The sequence below is a fragment of the Actinocorallia herbida genome (genome assembly GCF_003751225.1).
In the GTDB taxonomy this organism is placed as follows: Bacteria; Actinomycetota; Actinomycetes; order Streptosporangiales; family Streptosporangiaceae; genus Actinocorallia; species Actinocorallia herbida.
On sequence record NZ_RJKE01000001.1, the window covers coordinates 485,532 to 497,843 of the forward strand.

The window sequence follows — 12,312 nt, forward strand, 5'->3', positions numbered from 1 at the left end:
AGGCTGGGGGCGGGAGTCAGGCGGGCTCCTCGGCGCCGAAGAGGCCGATGGCGGAGGGGGCCCGGCGGGTGGGAGAAAAGCCGAGGAGGGACGAGGCCAGCTCCTCGTTGCCGGAGAAGCCCGCGCCGGAGTCGACGAGTTCGGCGCCGTCCCAGAGGATGAGCATCGCCGAGACGGTGTGGGCGAGTTTGTCGGAGTGCATGTCGTAATGGGCGGCGGCGGGAACCGTCTTGTATCGGATCCATAGGTCGTGGCCCGTCATGAAGGTGTCCAGGCCGTATTGGACGGTCAGGCCCAGAAGGTCGGGTTTGTACCTGTCGTCGATGCCGGCGAACGCCTCGTCCAGGGCGATCATCCTGGGGCAGTCCGGCTTCGCCGACTCGTACAGGGCGTTGGCCGCCGCGAACAACGGCAGGTGGATGGCCGCCGACTTCTCTCCGCCGGACATCAGCGAGTGCTGTTTGCGCGTCAGCCTCACCTCGTCCTGGCCGGGCACCTTCAACCGCAGCTCGAACGAGCGCCAGGAGCGGTAGTCCAGGACCGCGCTGAGGGCCTCCTTGTACGTCGCGCGAGGATGGGCGGCCCGGTGGTCGCGAAGCATCTGCCGTAGCGCGGCGCGCAGACGCCCGAGCTGGTCGCGGCCCAGGTCCGACAGCTCAAGGAGGGCCGACACCTCCCGCTGAGCGTCGGTGACCCGGGGCGAGGCCACCCATCGGATGCCGACGGTCGTGCCGTTGGACATCGGCCGTGAGCGCGTGTCGGCGTCCATCCGCTCCACGAGTTCCCGGGCGGTGTACACGCGGTCGAAGATCTCCTGGGACAGCTCGGCGAGGAGCTCGTCCTCCAGGACCCGGCGCTCCTGGTCCTCCAGCAGGAAACGCTGCTCCTCGGCACGCTCGCGGACCCGGGCGGCGAACTCGGCGACCGGGTGGCGGCCGTCGGGGTCGGCGACCCGGACGTAGACGAGCGCGTCGTCCGACTCGGTGTCGAGACGGTAGTCCTCCTCACGCTCGGCGAGGACCTCGCCGAAGGACTTCAAGGCCGTGTTCAGGCGCCGCCGGGAGTCCCGCCGCGCCTCCTCCCCGGCCGAGTGCCCCGTGGTGGCCGTATCGAGCGCGCGCACGAATGCGGCCGCGTCTTCCGGGACCACTCTTGCGACGGCCTCCTCGGCTTCCGCTTCCGCGAGTCCGGAGATGACGGCTTCGGCGGTGTCCTCGGAGGAGGCCCACCGGGTCGGATGCGGCCATGGCGGTGCTTCGGCCGGAACGCCCAGCACGGCCCGCAGTTCGGGCTCGGCGAACGGCCCGACTCGCCGGGCGGCCTCCAGCAACCCGCCCACCGCCTCCGCGAGCTGGGCGGCCAGCTGCCCGTGCAGGGTCTCGGCGCGGATCAGGCTCTCACGCGCGCTCTGCGCACGTGTGTCGGCGGCCGTCCACGCGGCCGACGCCTGCGTGAACTCGCCCTCGGCGACCTCAAGCCGCTCAAGGATCGCCTTCAACGGGGCGCTGAGGTTGTCCTCCAAGGCGCTGAGCCGCTTCTCCAGCTCTTCCTGGCGGCCGGCGTTCTCCCGCAGCGAGGCGGATTCGGCCTCGGCCCCCAGGGCGGACCTGGTGATGAGCGCGTCCCGGCTCGCCACCTCGGCCTCGCCCGCGGCGACGGCCTGCTCCGCGGCGGCCCGCCGCTCGGCGCTGCGCAGGTGATCGGCGATCGCCCCCTGGACGACCTGGAGCTCCGCCCGCCCGGACGGCAGATCCAGTTCGCCTGCGACCAGCCGCAGCACGCGTCGCGCCTGCTCCGCGGCGGCCACCGCGGCGTCCGCCGCGATCGACGCCTCGGCGTGGACCCGGCGCGCGGCGGCGAGCAGCGCCGACGCGGTGGCGACCTCGCCGAGGGCGGTGAGGACGGGGGCGAGTGAAGGCAGAGCGTCCTTGGCCTTGCGCAGGACCGCGAGGGCCTCCTCGACGTCCGTCAGCCGGTCGGCGAGCGCCGTGTCCTGCGCGTCCGCGCCGGCGATCAGCGCGTCGTGTTCGGCGATGAGCCGGGCCCGCCGCGCCGCCCGGTGCACCGGCCCGATGAACTCGGGCACCGCTTTGCGGCACGCGCCCACCTGGACGCCGTAGGTGAACCCGCCGTCCAAGCCGATGGCAGGGGCCGGCGTCCGCGGGCCCACTTCCGAAGCCAGGGCCACTGAGCGCAGAACGCCCGCCAGCACGGCCTCCGGTACACGGTCCTGCTCTTCGGGCACGAGCACGTCGGCAAGAGTGCGTCCTGAAGGGCGCTCGGGCTCGGGCAGGGGCCGCAGATAGGCGTCGCTCTCCTCGGCCGAAAGCAGAGCAGGGATCACGGCCGGGTCCGGCGGGATCCAGGCGGTGAGAAGACCTGCCGCGTCCAGGGCGGCTTCCAGCGCGGCGCCTTCGCTTTCGGGAAGGTCGTCGGCGAACCGGACGAGTTCCCACAAGGGCCCTCCCGGGCGCTCTGCAGGACGGGCCGACCGGGCCGGATGCGAGGCTGGGGCATCCTGGGTCTGCGCGGCGATCCTGGCGCGTTCCTCGACCAGGAGGGCCCGGCGCTCGGCCGTCGCGCGCCTGGCGGCCCGCAGGTCGGCCCGCTCGTCGGCCAGCCTGCCGCGGCGCTCCTCGGCGAGGTCGGCGAAGACCGTCGCGAGGGCGGGGGCGCCGGGGCCGGAGACCTCCTGGAGCGCGCGCAGCAGAACCGCGGCGTCGTCCTCACCGACGGCATCCCAGCGCTCCGCCCAGGCTTCGAGTTCGCTGCGAACCTCACCCCTCGCGGTCTCGACGGCCTCCGCGGCCGCCGTGCACGCGTCGTCGGCCTCCTCCAGGCGCCCGCGCGAGGTCTCGGCGGTCGCTCCGGCGCGGTCGCGCTCGCCGTCCGCGGCCGCTACGGAGTCGAGCAGGGCGAGGACTCGCCTTACGCCTTCTTCCCGGGCCGTGACCCGGGCCTTCACTTCGGGCAGTTCGGCGTCGTCGTGCTCGATCCCGGCCGCCCGCGCGGCCCGCTCGGCGTCCGCGGCGGCCTCGGCGACGGCTTTCCTGCGATCCTCCAGCCGCCCGGCGAAGTCCGTCGCCTCCCCGCGCAGCGCGGCGAGCTGCTCCTCCATCGCCGCGAACGTCCTGCGCTGCCGGGCGAGGCTCTCCCTGCCGGTGCGCACCCGCGACCGGAGCTCGTCGAGGTTCTCCTGGCTCCGGTAGGCCTCGTCCGAGCGCAGCGTCTTGAGCTCGCCCTCCAGCTCGTTCCTACGGCTCTCCGCAGAGTCCCGCTCCTCCAGCGCGGCGGTCTCGGCCTCCTTGGCCTCGGACTCCTGCCGGGCCGCCTTGCGCAGCGCCGCAGCGCGCTCGACCGCCTTGCGCGTCCGGTCGGCGACGAGATCGGCCTGGTGCCTGCCGCCCGCCTTCAGATAGCCGGTGTAGACGGCCAGGAAGCGCTCGGCGGCCCCGTCGGCGGCGGTGAGGTCCTCGCTGAGGCGCTGCACGGCCGAGAGGTTGTCGAAATCACGCGCGGCCCGCTCGACGAGGCCGTCGGAGACGGGGCTGAGCCCGGCCGTCAGGGTCGCCGAGACCTTCTCGGGGTCCAGGTCCTTGGCCAGCAGCGGGCGGCGCAGCGCGAGCAGGAGGTCGATGAGCTGGGTGTAGCGCTGGCGGCCCAGGCCGAACAGCTCGGCGTCGATCGCCTCGCGGTACTCCGTCGCCGTCGCATAGGAGCACTCCGGGCCGAGCACGCCGCGCAGGTGCTTCTCGGTGAGCGGGCGCGCGTCGTCGGTGAGCAGCCCGAAGTCGACGCCGATCCGCTTGCGCGTGACGAAGAACGAGGTGTTCACCTTCGGCCGGTCCTTGTGCGCCCGCAACGCGACGATCAAGGTGACCGTCTCGTCCTCCTGCGCGAACTCCATCCAGACGAAGCCGTATTCGGACTCCTGCCCCCGGTAGAGGAGGTTCGACTTCATCGTGCGGTTCTCGCCACTGAACGGGTCGAGCCTGCGGGCGTCGGTGACCCCGTCGAGTACGAAGGGGAACAGCACCTCGAGGGCCTTGGTCTTGCCCGAACCGTTGTGCCCGCGCAGCACGAGGCGTCCGTCGGCGAAGACGAACTCCTCGTCCACGTAGTCCCAGATGTTGACGAGTCCGGCGCGGGACGGACGGAATCGGCTGGTCACGGCTGCTCCTGAGCGGTGGCCCCGGCGAACAGGCCGATCTGGCCGTCCGGAGTGGGCAGGGCCTGGGTGATGTTGCGGTAGCGGACCGCGGCGGGCAGCACGAGGACGCCGCCCGGGACGGGCCGCACCAGGCGGAGGTCGGAAAGGAAGGCGAGCGAGGCGTCGAGAAGCCCCAGAGGGTCGGCCCGCCAGGCGGCGGTGAAGGAGTCGGCGCCGAACTCCGTGTAGAGCTCCTGCACCATCTGCTCCAGGCGGTGCCGCTCCACCAGCGGCAGTGTCTCGGCGGACACCTCCGGCGAGGCGAAGCGGGGGAGATCCCATGCCATGCCCCGGGCGAGGGTGTCTTCGGGGACGGCCTTGTCGAGCCGTGCACGCAGGGCCGCCTGCTCCTCGGCGTCGGACGGTCCGGCCGCCCGCCTGAGCATGCCGCCGTCGAGTGCGTCGGCGACCTTGCCGAGCAGCAGACCCGCCGCGCGGGCGAGCGCGCCCCGGCCCGGGAAAGGCCGGTCGGTGAAGGAGCCGGACGGGTCGATCAGCGAGACGCCCTCGGCCCGCCGCTCCACGACGGTGCCGGTGAGCCGGGCGAGGTTCTCGGCCAGGCCGTCGCGGCGCAGGACCGCCGCGGCCTCCGGATCGAGGTCGGCGTAGTAGACGACGGGGCGTTCCAGGACCATCCGGCGGACCCGGGCGGCTGCGGGGCCGTGCGGGTCCTCCAGGAGGCCCGCCGCGCCCGTCAGATGCTGGAGGGGCCGCGCGGGGCGCAGCAGGGCGGCGCAGATGTCGTGGTCGACGTCGAACAGGGCGTCGCCCTCGGCCGAGCGCGCCCACGCCTCCACGGACCCGTCGGAGACGGCGAGGGCGTCCCGGTCGAGCAGCCAGCCGACGACGTCGACGACGGCGGCCTTGTGCGGGCCCTGGAGGGGGTCGTAGCCGAGCCCGTCGATCGCCTGGGCGGCCGGGGTGAGCGCCCGCACGATGTCGGTGAGGCTCACCTCGACCCTTGATCGCTGGAAGGTGGACAGCACAAGGCACAGGTAGGCCAGCCGCCGCCGGTCGAACGCCCGCCCCGCCCGGTTGACGAACACCCGCCCCCGGCTCGGATCGAGCCCGTCGAGCCGCCGGACCAGCCGCACCTGACGGGTCGTCGCCACCAGCGTGTACCCGCACAGATCACGGAGATCCCTCGCCAGCAGATCCGCCCACGGAAGCACCCTGTCCAAGATCCCCGGCCGAGGATGCCGGGCCGTGATGAGTCCGTGGGAGAGCACGAGCCTTACGGCCGCCTGGTAGGAACCCAGATCGGCGTCGGCGACATCGGCGGCGGCGCGCGGTTCAGCCACGGGCGCGCTCCGGGATCTCCGGACCGGCCCAGGTCGGGTGCGGCCACCCGGGGACGCCGACGGTGGGGCGTGGTTCAGCCACGGGTGCGCTCCAGGGTCTCGATCTCCAGGGCGAAGCCGGGGAGGTGGAGGGTGCCGCCGGGGATGCGGACGATGTCGCCGGTCTCGGCGGGGCGCAGGCGCAGGACGACGATGTCGTCGGCGCCGGTGCCGGAGGACAGGCGGCCGGAGATCACGGTGCGGGCCTCCAGGGCCTTGGTGAGGAGGCGCAGCAGGACCCTCGTCTCGTCCTCGCCCAGCTCGCGCCCCACCGGGCCGTCGTCGGCGAGGGCGCGGGCGGCCGCCCGCTCGGCGGCGCGCTCGGCGACCTGGCGGCGGCGCAACTCGGCCCGCGCCCCGGTGTCCGCGCGGACGGGCTGGGGCGCGCCGGGCCCGGCGGGCCGGCCCGTCCGGAACGGGGTGAGGGCGATCTCGACGCCGGGGGAGTCCCACCAGCGGGTGCCCTCGTCGATGCGCTCCTCATCGTCGTAGGCGCCGCCGAGGTGGCGCGCGGAGGAAAGGTTGAACGCGGCGGTCGCGAGGGCGTGCGCGGCGTCCTCGTCGGGCGCGCGGACCAGCCAGGACGCCAGGTGCCGCAGCTCCGAGGCCCGGTTCACCCCGCTGCGACCCGCCTCGCTGAGCTGGCGCAGCAGCGCGATCACCGCGGAGACCGCGGTGCGCGTCGCCGAGTGCAGCTCGGTGACGCCCGAGCGCCCGTCCGTCCCCGCGACGAACCAGCTCCGCAGCCCCCGCCAGCGCTGCTCCCAGTCGGCCATCCGCGCCCCCGCCTCCAGCAGCGGCCTCTCATCGGCCTCGGCCGCCCGCGTCAGCATCGTGTAGACGCCGGACTCCTCGACCTCCCGCACGGCCTGGTCGAGCCGCGGCAGGTACCGGTCAAGGTCGTCCATGAAGTCCCGCATGTGCGCGAGCAGCGCGTTCTTGTACCGCAGGAACAGCTCAGGCGAAGCGTCCGTCATGCTGACGATCTCCCCGAGCGTCACATGGAACCGCGCCGACCGCCGCCCCATGTCCTTGACGGCCTCATCCAGCCGGCTGAGCCGCCGCAGCACCTGCCGCCCGTCCCCCGACCGGTTGGCCCGCGCCAGCGCCCGCAGATCCTCCAGCACGTCCGAGAACGCCAGCCGAGACAGGTTCACATCATGAACCTGAGCCCCCAGCAACTCCTCGACCAGCGTGTACGCCCGATACCCCAGCTCGGAGAACTGGTACACCGACTGCCGGTTCCGATATCCCGCCAGCGACCCGGCCCGCGACACGTCGTCATGCCGATGCAGCAGCCCATCGGCCGCCAGCGAGTCCAGCCGCTCCCGCAGCAGCACCCCCTCAAGCCGAGGCGCCTCCTCGTAACCCTCGGAGAGCTCCCGCAGCACCGAGGCGACCTCGTCCACCCCCACCTGCACCCGATGCCGAGACCGAAGCCGATCGATCCCCCTCAACACCCACAGATACCCCCCGGCCTCGTCTCTCCGAACGAACTGCAGCAGCCGCAACCGATCCCCGACCGCCAGGGAGTCCAACCCCCACCCCCGCGGCCCACCCGTACCCTCATTCATCGTCCCCAGTATCGCCCTCCCCACCGACGCCCCCGCCCCTTTTTCCACAGGTCACACCTCGTGCGTGTGCCGGACGGGCAGGTGGGCCCGGACGGCTTGCCGGTGGATCTTGGATTTGGCAGGCTTCAACCGGTAAGGGCGGAAACTCCATGTGGGCCTGCGAGGGTGCGCGAGGCGGTCCGCGTGGATCTCGGCAGGGCTCGCCGGCCGATCGTCATGAACTCGGGAAGACGATGCATCCCTCCTCGGTACCCCGGCAGGTCCCGGCCGTGCGCACGCCGGAGTCATGGATCCGCCGGGCCTGGCGGCTGAGGCCGCCGGGGGCCGCGAGCGGCACGGTGACCATCGCGGTCCTCGCGTACGCGGACGCGACGATGTGGGACCTGGGGGCGGTGCTCCTCGGCGCCGCGCTCTCCGTCGTCGCTTTCGTGTGCTGGGTCGGCGGTCTAGCCTCCTCCAAGCCGCGCATTCTCCCGGACGACCGGTTCATCGCCGCGGCCCTCGTCCCCCTGCTCGCCTTCTACGTCCTGGGCGTCGCGCTCCTCACCGACTGGCCGACTCGCGCCGCCACCTTCGTCTCCCGCCCCTTCCTCGACCGCGTGGCGGATACGGCCCCGTCCGACGGCCCGGCTCTGGCCGGCCTCTTCTACGTCCGCTCCACCGGGTCCGAGGACGGTTTCGTATGGCTCGACACCGGAACCATCGACCTCGACCTGTGCGACCTCGTCCGACTCCCTCCGGGCACCGACCCCGAAGACGTCGAGCTGACTTCTCCGCCCACCGACTACACCCACCTCACCGGCCCGTGGTACTCCGCCTGCACATTCTGACCTCCGCCGGCAGCTTGCCGTAGGCCCGCCGCGACGGCCGGTGAACCCGCCCCCGGGATTCTTCGAGTCCTTGACCGCCGCCGCGGTGGCCCGCACGACAGTGCACGACCCCGTGCTCCTGCTGTGCGACGAGCCGACGGGCGATCTCGCCTCGGAGAACTTCGCGAGAATCATGGACCTGCTGCGCTCTTCGGTCGACGGAGACCTCGCGGAGGTCCCGGGGTCCGGCGGCCGCGGCCATCGCCGACCGGGCACGGCGGGTGGCTCGAGGTCAGCGCATCAGCCGCCGTTCGCCGGAATCAGGTCTGCCAGGAAAGTCTGGGTTTCGGGGTCGGTGGAGTAGATTCTGGTTCCTTTCATGCCGCGAGTGAGCAGAATTCGATAGATGTTCAGGGCGAGCGGAAGGTAGCGGTCGCGATCGAGGTGCATGAGGTCCTTGTCATGGCTCTTCCCTGGGCGGGCCTCCCAACGGTCTCCCCTACGGACCAGATCACCGCCCATGATGACGCCGCCGTAGTCGTATTCGAGGCCCTGCGCGGTGTAGACGCAGCCGATCTGTCGATGCCCGTTCCGGCCGGTCGCCCAGAACTGGGAAACGGGTGCTTCCGCGGTCGCTCGACGCGCGTTCCATGGCGCCGACCACCCGTGACGGACGCCGGCGTCGTCGTCCCACTCGATGGCCACGTCCTCGGGGAGGGGGTCGCGGGCTTCGCCCCAGGGCCAGCAGAACCCGGCCGCGATACGGGAGGGACTTCCCCTGTCCACATGGGAGTCGATCCAACTCTGCAGCTGCCGGGGGTCGCGGGAGGCGCCGAGGTCGTAGTCCGCGCCGATCCAGGGGCTCGGCGTCTCGTAGAGAAGGTCGTTGATCCAGCCGCCGTAGGCGCGGGAGCCACCGCAGCGGAAACAGCCCGACAAGGAGATCATCTCGAACTCTGCTCTTTGATGTCGGGCATGGTCTCCGATCTCCTCGACCGTGACTCCTTCCTTCGGCCGGATCACCTGACGTTCGTCGAGAAACACCACGACCGCCTGCGAGCGCCCGATGATGTGATTCAGGGGCCCGGAACCCGGCGGCCTCCAGATAAGGCGTTGGCCTTCGTCCAGCAGCACCACGCGCCGAGATGCTCCGCCGGGGCTCAAGGCCGTGTCGGTACCGCGGAACAGGTCCCTTGCGCCTTCGACGCCTGCGGCGGCCTGCTGCATCTGTTTCCGCAGCGTGCCGGAAGCACTCAGGTACAGCGGACTCACATCTGCGCGTCCTGCCAGATGGGCCAGGACACGAGTGGCGATCACCGTCTTGCCGCTTCCAGGGCCCCCGCCAACGGCGATGACGGCCTTCTGGCCAGAGCGCAGTGCTCGGTCGATGGCCGCATTGATCTTCAGGAGGGCCTCCTGCTGATCGCCGATCAGGATGAACGCACTGTTCTTCTCAAGGACGGAGCTGAGGCTGTCGAGCATTTTCCGCCCGGGTCGCCAAACGATGTCGGTCATCGCCGAGACCTGTCGTTCGTGTGGCGGGCGGTGCCCGGACAGGCCTAGTCGTTTTCTGAGTGCTTCTTCAGGCACGTCGGCCTGCAGGGCGGCTTTGCCCAGAACGGGGATCTCGGTCTGTCCTCCGCTGAGGCTCGCGGTCTCCTTGGCTTCGGCATTGTGGAGGAGCACGACTCCCCGGCACCTGAGATCGGCCGAAGGCGACCAGTTCTCGATGAATGCGAGATAGGCCTTGACCTGGTTAACCGGGTGGACCGCCTCGACCCCGTCCGAGCGGAGGACTCGTAGATCCGACAGCACCGTGGTGTCGGTCCACTGCTTCAGTTCGACGATGGTCAAGACCGATCGCCCGTCCGGGGCCGACGACAGCAATAGTGCGTCGAATCGGCTGGAGCCACCGGGCGTGCCGTACTCGAGGTAGATCGTCCAGTCGGCGAGCCCCGCCCGCTCGCACAATTCGACGAGCGCCGGCCAGCTGTTCCGCCAGCTCTGGGCCTCCGAAAAGCCCACGTCGCCGTATCCCGCGGCCGCATAGCGTCGCGTGCACCGGGCGACGAACTCGTCGGGGGCATCGGCCAGATGCCGCTTCAGTTCGACGACCCGCCCTGCCCACACGAAGGAATCCACACCGTTTCGGTTACCCCGCTCCGGCCGATCGATCATGGACACCGCCCCACCACCTCCGGGCGACAATTTATGCGGGCCCACCGACAGAATGGCTTCGCCGAATTCGGCGACCAGGCGGAAGCCACGGTCTCACCTGCGGCTCTCAGCGGTCCACCAGGAAGCGGACCGGTTCTTCCAGGACTGCTTCGGCATGGGGGAGGTCGGCGAAGCGGGTGGCGAGGGTGGTGAGGGCGAGGCGGCGGGGGAGGGCCTCGCTGAACTTCAGGCCGCGTAGAGCCTCCTCATCGACGTGGGGGAGGACGAGGTGAGCGGCTGAGGTGGCGGTGCGGAAGGCACCGACGGCGGTCTCGGGGGCAAGGCGGATCCAGACGTCGTCGATGCGCTGGGACTCGTCGGCGAGGGAACCGAGGGTGGAGGCGAGGACGGCGTTGGTGCGGAAGCCGGCCCAGGTGTACCAGCGCAGGTCGTGGTCGGTGCGGCGGACGACGGTGCCGCCGGGGTGGACGGTGGGGAGGGCGTCTTCGCGGGCCTCGGCCAGGTGGGCGGTGGCGCGGCGGGTGAGGGAGACGGGTGGGTCGGCGCCCAGGAGGACCTCGCGGCAGGCGCGGGTGAGGGCGTAGGAGGCGCCGGAGAGGCCTGGGGAGTACCAGCGGGCCTTGCCGCGCAGGTCGGAGGGTTCGACGAAGCAGCGGCGGCGCTTCCAGTCGATCCAGGTGACCTTCCAGCTGCGGCCCGCCAGCAGGAGGACGCGCGGGCCCTCGACGGCCTCGGTGAGCAGCATCGGGTCGGTGCGGCCGATCTCCTGCCGGCCGGAGATGACGGTGAACTCGGGCGGCGCGGTGAAGACCGCGGTCATGCCCATGAAGTGGCGGCGCCCGAACCGGGCCTCGGCCTCGGGGCCGATGAACAGGAACTCGCCGTCCCGCTCCAGGAAGCCCTCGTTCACCAGGTGGGCGACGATCGGCTCAGCGCTCCGGTCGAACGGTGCCAGGCCATTCCACGACTGAGCCCAGAGCCCGCGCCCGATCTTGTTCTCCTGGAGCGCGAGCCCGAGCACCTGCTGGGCGACGATGTGCCGCGGCTCCGGCGGTGCCAAGACGGGCTCGACGTACCCGCGCCCCCACAGGAGCAGCAAGGCAGCCGCTTCGACCAGCGAGTCGAGGTCGAGCGCCAGGAAGAGGCAGTTGCGCACCGACCCGGCCCGCCGCCCGGTCCGCCCGAGCCGCTGGAGGAACGACGCGACGCTGGAAGGCGCGTTGATCTGGATCACCCGGTCCAGGTCCCCGACGTCGATCCCCAGCTCCAGCGTGCTGGTCGAGACGATGACGCAGTCCCGCCCCGAAGCGAACGCCTCCTCGGCCCGCCGTCTCTCGTCCACCGACAGCGAGGCATGGGACAGGAACGTGGTGACGTCCCGCGCCCGCAGCGCCGCCCCCAGCTCCTCCACGAGCTGCCGAGAGTCGCAGAACACCAGCCGCTTCTCACCCCGGTGCAGCGCCGCGATCACCTTCGCCGCGTTGGCGACGGACCCGACGTAGTCGAGTTCGATCTCCCCGGGCGGCGGCAGCACCGGCGTGCCCACCACATCCGGTGCGACCACGGCCCGCGGCCGGGAGCCGCGCGAGGATCCCTGCAACCACTCCATCAGCTCTTCTGGATTCCCGACGGTCGCCGACAGCCCCACCCGCTGGATCGGCCGCCCCGCCACCCGGCTGAGCCGCTCCAGCACCGCGAGCAGATGCCACCCCCGGTCGTCCCCGGCGAACGCGTGTACCTCGTCCACGACGATCGCCCGCAGCCCCGAGAACACCGTCCGATGGTCGACGTTGACGCTCACCAGCATCGCCTCCAGCGATTCCGGCGTCGTCAGCAGGATGTCCGGCCGGTCCCGCAGCAGCGCCCGCCGCCGCGAGGAGGTCACGTCCCCGTGCCACAGCCCGACCCGCCGCCCCACCCACCCGCAGTAGGTCTCCAGCCGGGGCAGCAGGTTGTTCAGCAGCGCCTTGATCGGGCACACGTACAGGACCGAAAGCCCCGTCCACCGCTCCCGTTCCATCGCCGACAGCAGCGGGAATACCGCTGCCTCGGTCTTTCCTCCCGCGGTCGGCGCCAGTAGCAGCGCGTCCGACCCACCCATGACGGGCCCGACCGCCTCCCGCTGCAACGGCCGCAGCGCGGGCCACCCGAGCGTGTTGACGATGTGGTGAACCAGCACGGGCGAGAGATCGTCCATCGGG

Annotated in this window: 6 protein-coding genes; 1 reads left to right on the plus strand and 5 read right to left on the minus strand. The window is 71.7% G+C overall.

The window, feature by feature from the left end:
* Positions 1 to 16 precede the first annotated feature (16 nt).
* The 3 genes from EDD29_RS02550 to EDD29_RS02560 form a co-directional block, all read right to left on the minus strand.
* The gene (locus tag EDD29_RS02550) at positions 17 to 4,171 is read right to left on the minus strand and encodes a TIGR02680 family protein (protein WP_123661986.1); all 4,155 of its coding nucleotides are present in this window, start codon (positions 4,169 to 4,171) and stop codon (positions 17 to 19) included.
* Complete coding sequence (locus tag EDD29_RS02555) at positions 4,168 to 5,511, minus strand: DUF2398 family protein (protein ID WP_123661987.1); 1,344 nt, start codon at positions 5,509 to 5,511, stop codon at positions 4,168 to 4,170. The genes EDD29_RS02550 and EDD29_RS02555 overlap by 4 nt, the downstream gene beginning before the upstream one ends.
* 74 nt (positions 5,512 to 5,585) lie before the next feature.
* Positions 5,586 to 7,124, minus strand: a complete 1,539-nt coding sequence (locus EDD29_RS02560) for a TIGR02677 family protein (protein ID WP_123670220.1) — start codon at positions 7,122 to 7,124, stop codon at positions 5,586 to 5,588.
* 269 nt (positions 7,125 to 7,393) lie between these two features.
* Here EDD29_RS02560 and EDD29_RS02565 point away from each other — a divergent pair, with 269 nt between their 5' ends.
* Positions 7,394 to 7,954, plus strand: a complete 561-nt coding sequence (locus tag EDD29_RS02565) for a hypothetical protein (RefSeq protein WP_148085858.1) — start codon at positions 7,394 to 7,396, stop codon at positions 7,952 to 7,954.
* A gap of 279 nt (positions 7,955 to 8,233) precedes the next feature.
* On the opposite strand, the gene EDD29_RS02570 is transcribed toward EDD29_RS02565, so the two are convergent.
* Together EDD29_RS02570 and EDD29_RS02575 are read right to left on the minus strand one after the other, a co-directional pair.
* Positions 8,234 to 10,111, minus strand: coding sequence for a DNA/RNA helicase domain-containing protein (locus tag EDD29_RS02570; RefSeq protein WP_246053352.1), 1,878 nt, complete (start codon positions 10,109 to 10,111; stop codon positions 8,234 to 8,236).
* Between the two features lie 106 nt (positions 10,112 to 10,217).
* A complete protein-coding gene (locus EDD29_RS02575) occupies positions 10,218 to 12,308 on the minus strand; it encodes a DEAD/DEAH box helicase (protein ID WP_211359530.1) in 2,091 nt (696 codons plus the stop codon).
* Between the last annotated feature and the right edge of the window lie 4 nt (positions 12,309 to 12,312).